The organism is Streptomyces sp. NPDC091279 (assembly GCF_044757465.1).
In the GTDB taxonomy this organism is placed as follows: domain Bacteria; phylum Actinomycetota; class Actinomycetes; order Streptomycetales; family Streptomycetaceae; genus Streptomyces.
Genome location: NZ_JBIVVA010000007.1, coordinates 10,130 through 25,456, shown reverse-complemented (window position 1 = coordinate 25,456; position 15,327 = coordinate 10,130). Strand labels below are relative to the sequence as shown.

The 15,327-nt window shown below is 70.0% G+C and carries 14 protein-coding genes and 1 pseudogene; 4 read left to right on the top strand and 11 right to left on the bottom strand.

Annotation, left to right across the window (positions count from 1 at the left end; all coding sequences use genetic code 11):
• The first annotated feature begins 68 nt into the window (after nucleotides 1-68).
• Together ACIQOU_RS18615 and ACIQOU_RS18610 are read left to right on the top strand one after the other, a co-directional pair.
• Entirely contained in the window at nucleotides 69-1,118 is a 1,050-nt protein-coding gene (locus ACIQOU_RS18615; RefSeq protein ID WP_401537830.1) for a hypothetical protein, read from the top strand.
• A 175-nt stretch (nucleotides 1,119-1,293) separates the two neighbouring features.
• A complete protein-coding gene (locus tag ACIQOU_RS18610; protein ID WP_401537829.1) occupies nucleotides 1,294-1,617 on the top strand; it encodes a DUF6087 family protein in 324 nt (107 codons plus the stop codon).
• A gap of 36 nt (nucleotides 1,618-1,653) precedes the next feature.
• Here ACIQOU_RS18610 and ACIQOU_RS18605 read toward each other — a convergent pair whose 3' ends face one another.
• The 4 genes from ACIQOU_RS18605 to ACIQOU_RS18590 all read right to left on the bottom strand — a co-directional run bounded on the left by ACIQOU_RS18605 (nucleotide 1,654) and on the right by ACIQOU_RS18590 (nucleotide 5,693).
• Entirely contained in the window at nucleotides 1,654-2,061 is a 408-nt protein-coding gene (locus tag ACIQOU_RS18605; RefSeq protein ID WP_401537828.1) for a VOC family protein, read from the bottom strand.
• A gap of 151 nt (nucleotides 2,062-2,212) precedes the next feature.
• Entirely contained in the window at nucleotides 2,213-2,404 is a 192-nt protein-coding gene (locus tag ACIQOU_RS18600) for a hypothetical protein (RefSeq protein WP_401537827.1), read from the bottom strand.
• A gap of 71 nt (nucleotides 2,405-2,475) precedes the next feature.
• Nucleotides 2,476-3,642, bottom strand: a complete 1,167-nt coding sequence (locus ACIQOU_RS18595) for a glycosyltransferase (RefSeq protein WP_401538206.1) — start codon at nucleotides 3,640-3,642, stop codon at nucleotides 2,476-2,478.
• A gap of 293 nt (nucleotides 3,643-3,935) precedes the next feature.
• On the bottom strand, nucleotides 3,936-5,693 hold the full coding sequence (locus tag ACIQOU_RS18590; protein ID WP_401537826.1) for a TIGR03767 family metallophosphoesterase: 1,758 nt from the start codon (nucleotides 5,691-5,693) through the stop codon (nucleotides 3,936-3,938).
• Nucleotides 5,694-6,195: 502 nt separating this feature from the next.
• Here ACIQOU_RS18590 and ACIQOU_RS18585 point away from each other — a divergent pair.
• The gene (locus ACIQOU_RS18585) at nucleotides 6,196-9,552 is read left to right on the top strand and encodes a S8 family serine peptidase (RefSeq protein WP_401537825.1); all 3,357 of its coding nucleotides are present in this window, start codon (nucleotides 6,196-6,198) and stop codon (nucleotides 9,550-9,552) included.
• Nucleotides 9,553-9,773: 221 nt separating this feature from the next.
• Here the strand turns inward: ACIQOU_RS18585 and ACIQOU_RS18580 are convergent.
• Nucleotides 9,774-10,211 (bottom strand): annotated as a pseudogene (locus tag ACIQOU_RS18580) (sigma-70 family RNA polymerase sigma factor); the annotation flags it as partial.
• Nucleotides 10,212-10,578: 367 nt separating this feature from the next.
• On the opposite strand from ACIQOU_RS18580, the gene ACIQOU_RS18575 reads away from it, so the two are divergent.
• Nucleotides 10,579-11,595 (top strand): aspartate-semialdehyde dehydrogenase, encoded by a 1,017-nt coding sequence (locus ACIQOU_RS18575; protein ID WP_401537824.1) that lies wholly within the window; start codon nucleotides 10,579-10,581, stop codon nucleotides 11,593-11,595.
• Between the two features lie 135 nt (nucleotides 11,596-11,730).
• Here the strand turns inward: ACIQOU_RS18575 and ACIQOU_RS18570 are convergent, their stop codons facing one another.
• The 6 genes from ACIQOU_RS18570 to ACIQOU_RS18545 form a co-directional block, all read right to left on the bottom strand.
• A complete protein-coding gene (locus tag ACIQOU_RS18570; protein ID WP_401537823.1) occupies nucleotides 11,731-12,576 on the bottom strand; it encodes a helix-turn-helix domain-containing protein in 846 nt (281 codons plus the stop codon).
• 21 nt (nucleotides 12,577-12,597) lie between these two features.
• The gene (locus ACIQOU_RS18565) at nucleotides 12,598-13,113 is read right to left on the bottom strand and encodes a DUF6879 family protein (protein ID WP_401537822.1); all 516 of its coding nucleotides are present in this window, start codon (nucleotides 13,111-13,113) and stop codon (nucleotides 12,598-12,600) included.
• Nucleotides 13,085-13,339: a hypothetical protein gene (locus ACIQOU_RS18560; protein WP_401537821.1), complete on the bottom strand. Its 255-nt coding sequence runs from the start codon at nucleotides 13,337-13,339 to the stop codon at nucleotides 13,085-13,087. Before ACIQOU_RS18560 ends, ACIQOU_RS18565 begins: the two co-directional genes overlap by 29 nt.
• A 601-nt stretch (nucleotides 13,340-13,940) precedes the next feature.
• Nucleotides 13,941-14,414: a hypothetical protein gene (locus tag ACIQOU_RS18555; protein WP_401537820.1), complete on the bottom strand. Its 474-nt coding sequence runs from the start codon at nucleotides 14,412-14,414 to the stop codon at nucleotides 13,941-13,943.
• A gap of 99 nt (nucleotides 14,415-14,513) precedes the next feature.
• Nucleotides 14,514-14,813, bottom strand: a complete 300-nt coding sequence (locus ACIQOU_RS18550; RefSeq protein ID WP_401537819.1) for a DUF397 domain-containing protein — start codon at nucleotides 14,811-14,813, stop codon at nucleotides 14,514-14,516.
• Nucleotides 14,814-14,910: 97 nt separating this feature from the next.
• A complete protein-coding gene (locus ACIQOU_RS18545; RefSeq protein WP_401537818.1) occupies nucleotides 14,911-15,210 on the bottom strand; it encodes a DUF397 domain-containing protein in 300 nt (99 codons plus the stop codon).
• Nucleotides 15,211-15,327: the final 117 nt, after the last annotated feature.

The window sequence follows — 15,327 nt, the reverse complement described above, 5'->3', positions numbered from 1 at the left end:
TTGTCCGCATTTGTCGACGGGCATGTAACAGCGGTTACAGGGCGATTCGGGTGCGGCATACCGGTGTCATGACCCACAACACCCCCCTCCCCCCACGGCCCGCCGCACCGCGCCCCGCGCGTCTCACCGACGTGCACAGCCGGGTCCTGACGGCGGCCCAACTCCGGTCACGGGGCGTGCCGTCGGCACAGACCAACGAGCGGTGCCGTCCCGGTGGCCCCTGGCAGCAGCTGCTGCCCGGCGTCTTCCTGTTGCACACGGGCCCGCCGACCGGTGAGGACCGGCTGCACGCGGTGCTGCTGTACGCGGCACGGGAACCGGCACCGGGGGTCCCGACGCAACCGGCAGCGGGCGAACCGCACGCCGAGGCCTACCCGGAGGCCCAGATCACGGGGGTCGCGGCGCTGTCGTTGCACGGGTTCACCACCACCCCGCCGGTCTCCTGCGTGAACCGGATCGACGTCCTGGTGCCGCGTCGGCGCCGACTGCGTTCCACGGGGTGCGTGCGGATCGTGCGGGCGGCGCAGCTCCCGACTCCCGTACAGGTGAAGGGAGTTCCGGTGGCGCCGGTGGCGCGGGCGCTGGCGGACGCGGTGGCCGAGGTGTCGGACGCGGACACGGTACGGCGGCTGCTGGCGGAGGCGGTGCGCGGTGGGCACTGCGAACCGGCGGCGGTGGTACGGGAGTTGACGGCGGCGAAACTGCTGGGCCGACCGCATGTGGTCGACGCGGTGGACTCGTTGCTGGCCGAGAGCCGTTCGCTCGCGGAGGCCCGCCTCTACCGGATGGTCCACGAACACGATCTGCCCGAGCCGGTCTGGAACGTCGACCTGCGGTTGCCGGGCGGGCCGCACCTCGGGAGCCTCGACGCGTACTGGCCCGAGCAGGCGGTCGCGGTCGAGCTGGACACCCGCGCGCCCCGCCAGGACGAGGACGCCCTCTGGTCGGAGCATGCCCGCAAGAGGGAACATCTGGAGCGGCTGGGCATCACGGTCGTCCTGCTGTCCCCACGGAAACTGCGGGACGCGCTGGAGCAGCAGGCGGTGGTCGTGCGCACGGCACTGATGGCGTCCAACGACCGCGACCCGGCCGCGTATGTCGTGGTGCTGCCCCGGTAAGGACGAACGGGGCGGCGCCAGGAGGGGAGAGGAGGGGCCGCCGGGGCGGGGGGACCGGCGGTCCCTCCTCGTGCGGGGCGCCGTCGGACCCGTGGGACGTCTCCACGCGGAGCGATCACCCCCGCGGGCCCGTTACCCTCCTGCCGAGCAGCCGCCGAACGTGCGAGGGAACGACATGGACGACGAACCGCTGTCGGAGTGGGCGAAGCGGCGTGACGCCAAGGTCGGGCGGCTCCGCGCGGTTCATCTCACCGCCGGGGAGGGCGACCCCCGGGGCTTCCACGTCAACCCGGACGCACCGCGCATCATCCAACGGTGGAACGGCCATCTCTGGGAGCCCTACGCCTTCGCGTCCGACCTCGCGGAGGCGAAACGGGTGCTGTACGCCACGGACGAGACCGAGGCCGCCGACCCTCCCGCCCCGGGCCCGGCCCCGCGACTCGGCACCGGGACCGGCAGGCACCGCAAGCCCCGGCCACCGCGCCCCGACCCGCGCTGACCCGCCGGTGCGGGCCCCTCCCCCACGGCGCCCGCGTCACGGGGTCGGGCGGCTGTGCTTCTGGCTGGCGGCCGGGGTGACCGGGGTGAAGAAGTTGACGAGGGTGCCGTCGGGGTCACGGAAGAGGAACGAGCGGTTGCCCCAGGGCATGGTGGTGGGCTCGGTGACCAGGTCGGGGACGGTGTCCTTGAGGTCGGCGTAGGCGCGGTCCACGTCGTCGACGCGGAACTCGATGATCACGCTGCGGTTCTCCGCCGGGCGGGCGGAGCCCGGCGCGAACATCGGGACGGTGCGGGTGCTCGCGAGGGCGAGGGTGGCGCTCGGGGTGGTGATCTCGGCGAAGTCCTCGGTGGCCCAGGTCGCCTTCGCCCCCGTGGCCCGCTCGTAGAAGGCGACGGAGCGGGCGAGGTCGGCGGTGATGATGCGGACGGAGACGAGGTCCATGGTGTCCTCCCAGGGGATGTGCGCGGCGTCCTGTGCGGTGCCGCGTTGCGCACGTTAGCGCCGATGGAGGACAGATTCGGTCCGCTATCGCCGTTGGGGTCCGGCGCATGTCCCGACCCACCGGACGCGTGCTGACGTTGCTCGGACCGCTTCAGTCCGGCGGCACGTGGATCACCTGACCGACCTCGCTGCGCCGGTGGAGGCGGCGCCCCCGCTCACGCTCAGCGACGACGGGGCGCTCGCCTTTCTCGACCGCCCGTTCATCATCGGACTCCCCGGCGAACTCCGGTTCCTGGTAAGGGAGTTCGGCGACCGGCTGGCGGACCGGGTGTGCGAGGCCCAACGGCGTCGAGGCCCCGTGAGCCGGGCGCGGACCGTCCTGCTGGACCTCCCGACGGGGTGGCCGGGCCGGCGTTATCCGCTGAGGCCTGGGCGGAGTTCGTCGCGGGTCTCGGTGGTCACCGTGTCGAGCAGGGCCGCGCAGGAGGCGATCATGCGGGTTCGGCTGAAGCGTTCCCGGGCCCTCGGCAACGTGGCCGTGTAGTGGGCGCGGTGGGTCACCGCCGCCGACCAGGCGGTGGCGATCGCGGCCGGGTCGGCCGGGGTCACGATGCCGTGGCCCGCGACGATGGACGCGCTGTCGCCGACGTCCGTGGTGACCGGGACGGCGTCGCACATCATGCCCTCGATGAGGCACAGGGGGGCCGCCTCGCCGGAGGAGGAGGTGAGGGCGACGACGTCAGAACCGGCGTACACCGCCTCCATGTCCCGCCGGACGCCCAGGAGATGGACGCGGTCGGTGACCTCGGCGCGCAGCGCCCCGTTCGCCTCCGTCATGCCCGCGCCGCACATCACGACGTGCCCGGCGGGTTCGCGGGCCAGCCAGGTACGGGCGGCGCGCAGGAAGAGCGGGACGTTCTTCATCGGGGCGTAGCGGGCCGCGAAGACCACCACGGGTGCCGTCGCCGGGATGCCCAGGGAGCGGCGGAACGCCAGCCGGGCCACCGGGTCCGGGCGGAACCGGAGCAGGTCGACGCCGTTGGGGATGACGTGCAGGAGGTCGGCCGGGATGCCGGCGGCCGCGTACGCGTCGCGGGTGGAGTCGGCGCAGCAGACGCAGGCCACCACCTTGCCGTCGGCGATCGCGGTGCGCAGCGCGTCCAGGGCCGGGCCCTGGTTCTCCGGGTCGGAGCGGTGCAGGCAGACCACGATCGGGCGGCGCGGCAGTCCCGCCTGGTTGAGCAGCGCGAGGGGCTGTTCCTTCAGGGAGAGGATGACATCGGCGCCCGCCAACGCCCGTGCGGTGTCGGCCAGTTCGGGCCCGGTGAACGCGGATGCGGCCAGCGTGCCGTCGGTGAGGGGCGCCGTGCGGCCCAGGGACGTGATGTCGATCCCGGCACCGGTGAGCGACCGGTAGCAGGGGTCGTCGCGCATGTGCTGGGCCGTGGTCTCGCGGTGGACCTCGCTGTGCAGGCTCAGCACCCGGTGCCGTTGTCGGCCGCCTTCCACCAGGCCGAGGAGCACATCGCTGTGCACGATCCGGGCGCCCCCGGAGAAGAACCCCTCGTAGAGGGAGAGCACACGCAGCCCGCGCCTCGCACGCACACGACCACCCGCCTTGCACCAGATCGAGCCATCCCCGTGAATCAGCGGGTTAGCCGATATCAGGCGGTACGGACGTTTCAGGCGAATGAACGCGACATATCAGGTCGCTGTCCGAAGCATTTACGTCATTTGTGTCGCGTGGGCGTGCGGAAACGCTCCGGGGCGGGACGGGCCGTGGAGGGCCCCGCAGGGCCTCACCGGGCCCCGCAGAGTCTCGGAGGGCCCCGTAGGGCTCCCCGCCTCCGCTCACCGGAGTGGTCGTGCCGGGGTCAGGCCTTCTTCAGGACCAGTTCCGTGTTGCGGTCGTGCGGGTCGCCGCTGAGCGTGGTGCTGGCGCCGGGGGCGTTGAAGGACAGCTCGCGGTAGAGGGCGGCCAGGCCGGTCTGGGAGAGGTCGGAGAAGTCCGTGCGGTGCGGGGCCGCCGACTCGACCAGCGTGGTGAACAGCGAGATCGTGCCGTCCTTGTTGTCCACCAGCTCGATGACGCGGGCGAGTTGGGGGTAGTCGACGTGCGACGCCGTGGAGATCTCCCAGAACGAGCCGCCGTCGGGCGCCGAGTGCGGGGTGATGTCGTTGCGGTGGATGTGGCCGTTGACCCAGGCCAGGACGTTGCGGTGGCTGCCGAGGAGGGCGAGGAGTTCGTCGCCGTTGTGGCGGCGCTCCGTGGGGTGGGCCGGGTCGACGATCGACGTGTTGGTCATCGTCTTGCTGGTGTGGTGGCTGAAAACGACGACGTGGGCGTCCTTGTGCGCCGTCAACTGCTGGTCGAGCCAGCGCAGTTGGGCCGAGCCGATGGAGCCGTCGTAGTGGCCGCCGGGGTCGGTGGTGTCGAGGCTGATGCCGACGACGTCGTCCGAGATGCCGAAGGTGTAGTACTGGGTGCCCGCGGCGAGGTTGGCGGCGGTGAAGCCGTGGCCGACCGGGCCGATGCCCTGGTGGGCCGGGTCGAGGTGCGCCTTGAGGAACTCGGCCGGGGTGAACGGCGCGCGCTTCTCGTCCGGCGTGACCGAACGCATCGCGCGGGACTGGGACTTGAGGAGGTCCCGGAAGGCCTTGCCCTGCGGGTCGGCGCCGTTCTTGATGGCGTTCTGGAGCTTGGCCGCCTCGGTCGCGGACAGCGACATCAGTTTCTTGCCGCCGACCGCGTACTCGGCGAGCCAGGAGTCGCCGTGCCCGTAGCAGCCCAGCGGCATGGCGTCGTGGTTGCCGACCGTCGAGTACCAGGGCAGGTTGAGACCGGGGCTGCGCACCTCGCGGATGGCGGCGGCCAGGAAGCCGGACAGGTGCGGGAAACCGACCTTCTTGTCGGAGTCGCGGACCGCCGAGTCGGGCTGCCAGTACTCCGTGAGGCCGCTGTTCTGGACGCCCTCGTAGTGGCGCGGGTCACCGGAGTTGGGGGTGATCCGGCCGCCGCTCATGATGGTGAGGAACCAGTCCAGCTCGGTCTTGGCGTTGTTGTCGGTGTTGTCGCCGGTCGTGATCGCGAAGTGCAACGGCGCTCCGGTGACGGGCGCGCCGCGCAGCGCGTTGACGCGCTCGACCAGCGACACCGCGCCCTGCACGGTCAGCGCCTCGTGCGGGCGCCAGGCATGCCGGTCGGTGGAGCGCAGGTACTCCAGGCGCATCGGGTGCTGGCTGTCGATCAGGTGCAGGTCGGTGAGTTGCACGAACGACGCGAGGGCGGTCCTGCGGGCGGCCCGGCCGGACTTCGCGGCCGCCAGCTCGCCGCGCACGACGCGGGTCCAGCCGGGGCCGTCGCCGAGGCGGCGGTAGCCGGAGGAGGTGCGCGGGGTGGCGACCGTGGCGAGGGTGGTGCCCTTGGTGTAGGGGGCGAGGGGCGCGGCGGCGGCCTGGCGTGACTGGGCCACGACGTCGGTGCTCGCGCCGGTCGAGGTGGCGGCCTCGCTGTCGGTGGGCCGCAGGGCGTAGCCGACGCCCGCGGTGACGGCCGCCGCGCCGGTGGCGGCGAGGACGGTACGACGGTTGATGCCCAGCGTGTTGCTGGCGACAGAGCGTGTGCGCGACATGGCGCGGTCTCCCCGAGTACGAACGCGTCGGCTGTGGTCGCGGGGTCGGTCGCTGTCGCGAACTTTCCCGCTCGCTCTGGATGCTTCGCATCGGGAATGACCTGCGCGTGAACGAGACGGCAACGCGCAACGCCCATCACCGTACGTCGATCTTGGGCCACCCCGCGCGTCCACGGCCGCTCCGCCACCGGCCGGGAGTCGGTCACTCGGTGTTCATCTGACGGGGTAGGCGGTCGTTCGCGAAGGCGAGTCGCGAAGGCGAGTCGTGACGGGGCGGCGGTACCTCGGAGGCAATCGGAAGCAAAGAGTCCGGCGCCGGGGCGGTGGCACGGCCGATCGCGGGTTTTCCCCATGAGTTCATCTCATCCGGGTCAACACTCGCCAAACAACTGTCGTTTGGGTAAAGCTGATCGTTCCTCCGCCGACAACGACCGGACTTGAACGATCAGTTCCGGAACGTCGGCGGCTTCACTCCCGTCCTGATGACGTTCAAGGGATGCCGATGACCTTCACCCCCCAGCGCGAACCGATACCGGCCGCGAGACGCACGGCCCGCATAGCCGTGGCCGCCGGTCTGGTGGCCGCCCTCGCCGCGGCCGGTCCGATCCCGCTGGCCCTCGCCGCCGACGGACCCGCCACCGCCCCTGCCGCCGACACCGCCGTGAAGTCCGCGCACGACAAGCTCGGCAGCGACGACGCCGCTCTGCTCGCCGAGGCCGAGGCCGACGGCGCCGCGAACGTCACGATGATGATCGCCACCGCGCCCGGCGCGACCGCCCAGGTCACCGACCAGCTGAACGCCGTCAAGGGCGGCTCGGTCGGCAAGGCGTACGACAAGCTCGGCTATGTCCGTGCCACCGTCCCGACCTCGAAGGCGGAGTCGGCGATCGCCGCAGCGGCGAAACTGTCCTCCGTGCACGGCATCGACCTGCGCAAGGACATCCCCCTGGACGACCCGTCCCCCTCCGCCGACCCCGACAAGTCGCCCGGCGTCAAGGCCTCGGGCGCCCAGTCGACCGGCACATCATCGGCCAAATCCTCGGCCAAGTCCTCGACCAGCAGGGCGAGTTACCCGGCCCCCGGCAAGAAGACCCCGGCCGAGAACCCGTACAACCCGTCCTTCGAGACCGGCGCCGTGGACTTCGTGCGGGACAACCCGAAGGCCGACGGCCGCGGCGTCACCATCGGCATCCTCGACTCCGGCGTCGACCTCGGCCACCCCGCGCTCCAGCGGACCACCACGGGCGAGCGGAAGATCGTCGACTGGGTGACGGCGACCGACCCGCTGGTCGACGGCGACCAGACGTGGCGTCCGATGACGACATCGGTCTCCGGACCGTCGTTCACCTACGGCGGCCGGACGTGGACGGCGCCGACGGGTTCGTACCAGGTCAGCACGTTCCTGGAGTCGTACACGACCGGCGGTGACGCGGCGGGCAACGCGAACCGCGACGGCGACACCACCGACTCCTGGGGCATCCTCTACGACGCGGCGACCGGCACCGTCCGCGTCGACCTGAACAACAACCACGACTTCACCGACGACACCCCGATGAAGCCGTACAAGGACGGTTTCCAGGTCGGGTACTTCGGCACCGACGACCCGGCGACGGATGTCGTGGAGCGCCAGCCGTTCGTCGTCGAGATCCGCAAGGACGTCGTCCACAACGCCGCCGGCGCCAAGGCCGACTTCGTCAACATCGGGGTCATCGAGTCCGAGCACGGCACCCACGTGGCCGGGATCACCGCCGCGAACGGCCTGTTCGGCGGCGCGATGAACGGCGCGGCCCCCGGCGCGAAGCTGGTCTCCTCGCGCGCCTGCACCTGGAGCGGCGGCTGCACCAACGTCGCGCTCACCGAGGGCATGATCGACATCGTCGCCAACCGTGGCGTCGACATCGTCAACATGTCGATCGGCGGGCTGCCCGCGCTGAACGACGGCAACAACGCGCGCGCCGAGCTGTACACGCGGCTCATCGACACCTACGGCGTCCAGTTGGTGATCTCCGCGGGCAACTCGGGCCCCGGCACCAACACCATCGGTGACCCCGGCCTCGCCGACAAGGTCATCTCGGTCGGCGCGACGATCTCGAAGGAGACGTGGGCCGCCAACTACGGTTCCGTGGTGGCGAGTACGTACGCGATGATGCCGTTCTCGTCGCGCGGGCCGCGTGAGGACGGCGGGTTCACGCCGACCCTGTCCGCGCCGGGTTCCGCGATCAACACCACGCAGACCTGGCTGCCGGGCGGCCCGGTCGCCGAGGCGGGCTACCAGCTTCCGGCCGGTTACTCGATGCTCCAGGGCACCTCGATGGCGTCCCCGCAGGCCGCGGGCGCCTCGGCGCTGCTGATCTCCGCCGCCCGGCAGAAGGACATCGCGCTGACCCCGGCGACCCTGCGCACCGCGCTGACCTCGACCGCCGACCACATCAAGGGCGTGCAGGCGTACGAGGAGGGCGCGGGTCTCATCAACGTCCCGGACGCGTGGAAGTCGATCCGCAAGGGGGCGAGCGCCCACGAGTACGCGGTCAGGGCGCCGGTCGACACCGCGATCGACGACGCGCTGAAGACGCCGGGCTTCGGCACCGGGCTCTACGACCGTGAGGGCGGTCTGAAGGCCGGGCAGAAGAAGGTGTACGACCTCACGATCACCCGCACCACCGGCGCCGACCGGCCGATCCGGCACGAGCTGCACATCGAGAACAACGCCGGGAACACCTTCAAGGTCCTCGGTGACGACGTCGTCCAACTCCCCCTGAACCAGCCGGTGTCCGTCAAGGTGCAGGCCAACCCCCGTACCGCAGGCCTCAAGAGCGCCATCCTGGAACTGGACGACCCGAGGACCGAGGGCGTCGACCGACAGATCCTCACCACGGTCATCGTCTCGGAGCCGCTCAAGTACACCTACTCCGGGGCGAGTTCGGTCCAACGCAACAGCACGCGGTCGTACTTCGTGACGGTGCCCGAGGGCGCCACGTCGCTTGAGGTCGCGCTCGGCGGGCTGAAGGCCACCAGCCAGACCCGGTTCATCGCCATCAACCCGTACGGCATCCCCGTCGACGTCACCTCCACGCCGAGCTGCTACAGCAACTACCAGAACGGCAACGGCTGCCGCCCCGACGTCCGTTCCTACGCCGACCCGCTGCCGGGCGTCTGGGAGATCGAGGTCGAGTCGCGCCGCACGTCGCCGCTGCTCGACAACCCCTACCGGCTCGACGCCGCTGTCCTGGGCGCCGACTTCGACCCGGCGACCGTGACCGTCCCCGAGGCGAAGGTCGGCACCCCGGCCGCCGTGTCCTGGACGGCCACCAATCAACTGGCCGCGTTCGACGGCCACTTGAGCGGCGGCGCGTTGGGTTCGGCCAGGTCGGACCGGCCGAGCATCACGCAGGGCGCGACGCGGAGCATCACGGTCGAGGTGCCGACCGGCGCCACCTCCCTCGACGTCGCCATCGGCAACGTCTCCGACGCCTCCGCCGACCTCGACCTGACCGTGTCCGACGCGAGCGGCAAGGTCGTCGGCACCTCCGCCGACGCCGACTCGGAGGAGTCCGTCTCCCTCACCTCCCCCGCCGCCGGCACGTACACCGTGAAGGTCATCGGCTACTCGATCCCGGCCGGCACCACGGAGTTCGACTACCGGGACGTGTACTTCTCGACGCAGCTCGGCACCATCGACGTCGACGAGTCCACGTCCGTCCAGCTCGCCACCGGCCAGTCGGGCACCTTCACCGGCACGGTGACCGCCGCCGCCCCGGCCCCGACCGGCCGCGAGTTCTTCGGCCGCGTCCGACTGGTCAACGCCAACGGCACGGCAGCGGGCGTGGGCAACGTCCGCATCGACAAAGTCACGGAGTGAGCCGGAGGGGTTGACGGAGTGACCGGCCGGGTCAGCCGGCTCGGCTGCCGGGTGGGCCAACTGGCCGGACTGGTCGACTCGTTCGGCTGACGGGTGGGCCAACTGGCCTGCTGACAGGGAGGGGTGGGTGTCCGTGCGGGCTCCCACCCCTCCTTCCGTCCGTCGTCCTCCGTCAGGGGCAGTCCGCCTCGCCCGCGTCCGGGTCGGTCAGGGCGCTCTCGACCCAGTTCGGCGGCGATGTCGCGGACCGGCAGGTCGGCGAAGAAGCGCAGGACCAGGACCTGGCGCTGTTGGTCGGTCAGTTCGTCCAGGCCCTGGGCGACGGTCACGGACAGCACGCTGGTCTCCTCGCCGGAGGGGTGCGCGAGCTGGCGCAGGGCGGCCAGCCGTTCCCCGATCCGTTCCTGGCGGCGCTTGGCGCGGTGCCCGTCCATGGCGAGGTGGGAGGCGACGACCGCCGCCCACGCCGAGACGTCGCGCGGCGCCTCGTCGCCCTTCGCCGCACGCTCCGGCAACCGCAGACGGACCTGTTGCACCCCGTCCGACAGGTCCGTCCGCGGTACGCCGCCGAGCGCGAGCACCGCACGCACCCGGCGTTCCTGGGCCGCGTCCAGAGGGTCGTCGCCCTCCGGGACGCGGCGGGACTTTCCACGCAGCACCAGCCACCCCCGTCACCAACGTTTCCTCTTGGACGCCGGGGCCCTCGAAAACGTTCGGGCGCACGCGTGCAACGGCGGCAGAGGTGTACGTCACATCGGCGTCGCGAGGCAGCACAGCTTGCGGTCGAGGAGCCGCGCAGAGTGAATATCTGCATGTCAGTGGGGGTCCGGGCGAGAGTTTCGTGAGAGGCGCGATGGACCGGGTGCCTCGGCTCCCGGGCATGGGACGCAAAGAATTGGACAGGTGGACCGGAACCGGCAGCATGATGGAAAAAGCCGCAGTCCGTTACAGAGAACATGTCGCGCGAACGGGACACGCCTCGTCCGCCGGACATCCCCATCCGCAGGTACACACGAAGGAGTCGCCGTGAGGGTCGGAATCGTCGGAGCCACCGGTCAGGTCGGAACGGTCATGCGCCGCATCCTGGTGGAGCGGGACTTCCCGGTCGCCGAGCTGCGCCTGTTCGCGTCGGCCCGCTCGGCGGGGACGGTCCTGGACGGCGTGACGGTGGAGGACGCGGCGAGCGCCGACTACAGCGGCCTCGACATCGTGCTGTTCTCCGCCGGTGGCGCGACCTCGAAGGCGCTGGCCGAGAAGGTCGCCGCGCAGGGCCCGGTCGTGATCGACAACTCCTCGGCGTGGCGCCGGGACCCGCAGGTGCCGCTCGTGGTGTCCGAGGTGAACCCGCACGCCATCGCCGACCGCCCCAAGGGCATCATCGCCAACCCGAACTGCACGACGATGGCCGCGATGCCGGTGCTGCGTCCGCTGCACGCCGAGGCGGGCCTCGAAGCGCTGGTCGTGGCGACCTACCAGGCGGTGTCGGGGTCGGGCCTCGCGGGCGTGGCCGAGCTGCACGGGCAGGCGCAGAAGGTGATCGCCGACGCCGACAAGCTGACGCACGACGGTTCCGCGGTCGACTTCCCCGAGCCCGGCGTCTACAAGCGGCCCATCGCGTTCAACGTGCTGCCGCTGGCCGGGTCCATCGTCGACGACGGTCAGCACGAGACCGACGAGGAGCAGAAGCTCCGCAACGAGTCCCGCAAGATCCTGGAGATCCCCGAGCTGAAGGTCTCCGGCACCTGTGTGCGAGTCCCGGTCTTCTCCGGCCACTCCCTCCAGATCAACGCCCGTTTCGCCCGCCCGATCTCCGTGGAACGCGCGACCGAGCTGCTGGCCGGCGCCCCCGGCGTCGCCCTCTCCGACATCCCCACCCCGTTGCAGGCGGCCGGGCAGGACCCGTCCTTCGTGGGCCGCATCCGCGCCGACGAAACCGTCGCCCACGGCCTCGCCCTCTTCGTCTCCAACGACAACCTCCGCAAGGGCGCTGCGCTGAACGCGGTCCAGATCGCGGAACTGGTAGCAGCGGAACTGAAGGGCTGACGGGGCCGGGGGCTGGCCCCCGCCCTCCCCCGCTCCTCGAACGCCGGAGGGGCTGAGTGGCCAGCCTTTCCGGCGTTCGAGGACGAGGCCGTCCAGGCCGGTATCCAACGGGGGACGAGTTCATGCCGCCTCGGCTCAGTCCACGGCGTCGATGGCCGCTGTGATGAGCGAGCGGGCTTCCGCTCCGTAGACGGCGACTTGCTTCAGGTTCCCGAGCGCCTTGAGGTACAGGGCAACGTCACTGGGCTGAGTTTCCTTGATGGCCGCTGACAGGGTTTCCACGTGGACACGCTGGCGGTCGAAGACGGTGAACGTTTCCAGCGGCCACGCCTGCCGGGGCGCCGTGAACGGAATGACGCCCAGCGAGATCGACGGCAGCACCATGACGGACAGCAGCCGGCCCAGCTGAGCGGCCATCACTTCGGGTCCGCCGATCCGGTACCGCAACACGGATTCCTCGACCAGCACCGCGAATTGATGGTCACCTTCGCGGACGACGTGTGATCGGCGCATGCGTGCGTTCACGGCATCCGACACATCGTCCGGTGTTCCGCGGAACCGTGCGATGGAAGTCAGCAGGGCGGCTGCGTAGCCGGGAGTCTGGAAGAAGCCGGGTATCACGTTGGAGCAGTAGACGTGGAATTGCCGGGTCTGTTCGTAGAGCGGGACGCTTGATTCCTGGAGTCGCCGTAGCCCTGTCCTCTGTAGCCGCTTCCACTGGACATACATGGAATCCGCTTGCCGGTTGGCAGCAATCAAGTCGTCAGCTTGTTCCGGTGCGCCGCATGCCGCGCACCAGGCCCTGATGTCTGCGTCACTGGGTGGAGTCCTGGCGTGCTCGATGCGCGACGACTTGGACTCGCCCCATCCGCACCGGACAGCCAACTCACGTCCGGTGATTCCTGCGTCCAGCCTCATCTCCCGCAACCGGACGGCTACGGCCACCCTGGCTTCTTGGGCTTTGGACGAAGGAGATGACAAGAGTTGGCTGTCCGGTCGCGCTCAGATGGTGTATTCGCTGTGCGGGGTCGCGTGCTGCCAGATGGTCTCAAAGGCCGAAGCGCAGAGTTCCAGCGTCCCGGCATCCGTGCTGAGTTCATCGGTGACGTGACGTCCATCCCCCGCGAAGTGATGCACACGGAGCAGATTGCCGTCGAAGAGCCAGAAGTCGTTGGCGGGCATCAGGAAACCCGTTGCCCGGCTCCGCGGAAGCCATCGGACGTCTTCCCCGGCGGCGATGTTGCCTTGCGTCGCGTCGTGCTCCCAGCGGATGTATGCGCTGACAGGCTCCGACACCACGCGTGCCCGCCGAACGACCACGCCCCGGGCGACAGCGTCCGCAACGGTCTGGTGGAATGGATGCCACCAGGATGCGCGGTCACTCCAGTCGACGCGTTCCCCGCGCTGCCATGCTTCTAGCCGTGGGTTGGTGCCGTAGGCATCCCGCATTTCCAGATGAACGGCGGATTCGCGCGTGTTGGCCAGTAGCTCACTGAACGGCGGAACGTTCGACTGCATCGCACGCTTTCCGGATCATCGGTACCATGCGCGCCGGAATCCTGATGACTTCTTCGGTGTCCGGGATCGGCCCGTTGGCCGGAGTGTTTGATTCACAGGCCGCGCGGATTTCAGGACTGGCCTTCCAGCCCTGCATGACCAGTTCTCCCGCTTCCTCGTCAGCCCAGACGGTAGGGCAGTGGTCGTGATCGGTGTCCGGGTCGATCCCGACGAACCGTAGCGCCATGACAGCCTCATCCCGTGCTCGGTTTGCCTGAACTTGGCTCAGTCACCGACCAACGCGGAAGCCGCCACACCCGCAACCTCGGAACCGTCATGGCTCGACGACCGCCACGGCCCCGGCACCTTCGCAGGCCTGTTCCGCACCCCGAGCTACTTCGCACCAGACCTCACCGCGTAGGCCCTCAACTAGCCGGTCCCGCCCGCGTGTTGCTCCAAGTGGCGCACGGGCGGGACTACGGCGGGCCGGGGAACTGTCGGGGTCAGAGGGCGGTGTCCCGTGCCGCGCCCCATCGCCGGATCAACGAGGACTCAGAGGGAATCGGACGGTTCACGGTGAGGTCGCTCACCTCGATATCGATCCCGATCCTGACCGCCGTGAAGGCGTCGTTCTACGACCGACCAGACGGCAAAAAAGCCCCGCCCATCCCAACTGCGCTACGGGGCCACCATCTTGTCTGAACCGGCCATGCACCAGAACACCCAGTCGTTGGGTATGCGGACCGGCGGATACCCCCAGACCTACCCCCCTCTGAAGTGATCGGGCGAGTGGGGCCAGCCCTGGCTGTTCTCAACCAACCGTTGGACCGCCTGCTCCAGCCCGCCCATTAGCGGGCGGCGCCCTCCGGCCAGAGCACGGTCACCGGGACGGCTGTCCGCCGCGCGTAGGCGACGACGTCGGCTGTGCCGCCGTAGCCGCGGGCCGGCTGACCGTCCCAGACCGCGGTGAGTTCGTCGCAGAGGCCGACCAGGATCTCGCTGCCCGCCTGGTGGGCCTCGGAGGTCGATTCCCGTAGCCCCGTGCGGTGCACCCCGGAGGCGTTCCGCATGAGCCTGTCGTAGACGGGGTGGTGCCAGTCCGGCAGGCCCTGGCGGTACTCCTCGGCCGGGACGACGACCTCGATCTGTCCGCCCGCGTCGAGCACCGCTTCCGCCCACCACGCGTCCGGCCCGTCCGCGATACAGCTGATCCCGACCAGGTCACGGGCGTCGAACGTTTCGACCCTCGCGGCAAGCACGGCCCGAACCTGCTTCTCGACGGGCACGGGGAGCCCTCGATGCCCGGTGATACAGACACGCATACGTGTCCCTCCCTGGAGTCGCTGCTGTACGCAAAGGGCGCCGATGCTCCCCCGCTCTGTACCGGGGAGGAACATCGACGCCCCTGTCCATGAACCCGGCTACAGCTCCACCGACTCCGACCGGGCCAGACCGACGAACGCGGACCAGGCGCTGGCGCGGACGGCGAGCGCGGGACCCGCCACGTTCTTCGAGTCCCGGACGCCGACCTGGGGGTTCAGGTCGGCAACCTCGACGCAGTTGCCACCTTCGGGGGTGCTGAACGAGGACTTGAACCAAGCTCCCTCGGGGTTCAAGTCAGCGACCTCGATGCAGTTGCCGCCGTCCTGGCTGCTGTAGGACGACTTGAACCAGGCGCCCTCGGGGGCGAGTTCAGTGGAAACGGCATGAGCACGGAGCATGTCTTCCCTCGTTTCAGAGTCTCGGCGTGCACGAGGCTTCGGCTGCCCCTCCCTGTGCGCCAGGGAGGAACACCAACGCCACTGTTCGTGAACCCGGCTACAGCTCCACCGACTCCGACCGAGCCAGACCGACGAACGCGGACCACGCCCCAGCACGGACAGCGAACGCGGGACCCGCCACGTTCTTCGAGTCCCGGACGCCGACCTGGGGGTTCAGGTCGGCAACCTCGACGCAGTTGCCACCTTCGGGGGAGCTGTACGAGGACTTGAACCAAGCTCCCTCGGGGTTCAAGTCAGCGACCTCAACGCAATTGCCGCCATCCTGGGTGCTGTAGGACGACTTGAACCAGGCTCCTTCGGGGGCGAGTTCGGTGGAAACGGCATGGGTACGAATCATGTCTTCCCTCGTTTCAGGGTCTCGGCGTGCACGAGGCTTCGGCTGCCCCTCCCTGTGCGCCAGGGAGGAACACCAACGCCACTGTTCGTGAACCCGGCTACAGCTCCACCGACTCCG

Coding starts and splice junctions, on each gene's coding strand:
- ACIQOU_RS18590 (WP_401537826.1), bottom strand. CDS start 5,693: ATGTCGCGCACACGCTCTGTCGCCAGCAACACGCTGGGCATCAACCGT.
- ACIQOU_RS18615 (WP_401537830.1), top strand. CDS start 69: ATGACCCACAACACCCCCCTCCCCCCACGGCCCGCCGCACCGCGCCCC.
- ACIQOU_RS18565 (WP_401537822.1), bottom strand. CDS start 13,113: ATGCAGTCGAACGTTCCGCCGTTCAGTGAGCTACTGGCCAACACGCGC.
- ACIQOU_RS18610 (WP_401537829.1), top strand. CDS start 1,294: ATGGACGACGAACCGCTGTCGGAGTGGGCGAAGCGGCGTGACGCCAAG.
- ACIQOU_RS18555 (WP_401537820.1), bottom strand. CDS start 14,414: ATGCGTGTCTGTATCACCGGGCATCGAGGGCTCCCCGTGCCCGTCGAG.
- ACIQOU_RS18560 (WP_401537821.1), bottom strand. CDS start 13,339: ATGGCGCTACGGTTCGTCGGGATCGACCCGGACACCGATCACGACCAC.
- ACIQOU_RS18545 (WP_401537818.1), bottom strand. CDS start 15,210: ATGATTCGTACCCATGCCGTTTCCACCGAACTCGCCCCCGAAGGAGCC.
- ACIQOU_RS18605 (WP_401537828.1), bottom strand. CDS start 2,061: ATGGACCTCGTCTCCGTCCGCATCATCACCGCCGACCTCGCCCGCTCC.
- ACIQOU_RS18585 (WP_401537825.1), top strand. CDS start 6,196: ATGACCTTCACCCCCCAGCGCGAACCGATACCGGCCGCGAGACGCACG.
- ACIQOU_RS18550 (WP_401537819.1), bottom strand. CDS start 14,813: ATGCTCCGTGCTCATGCCGTTTCCACTGAACTCGCCCCCGAGGGCGCC.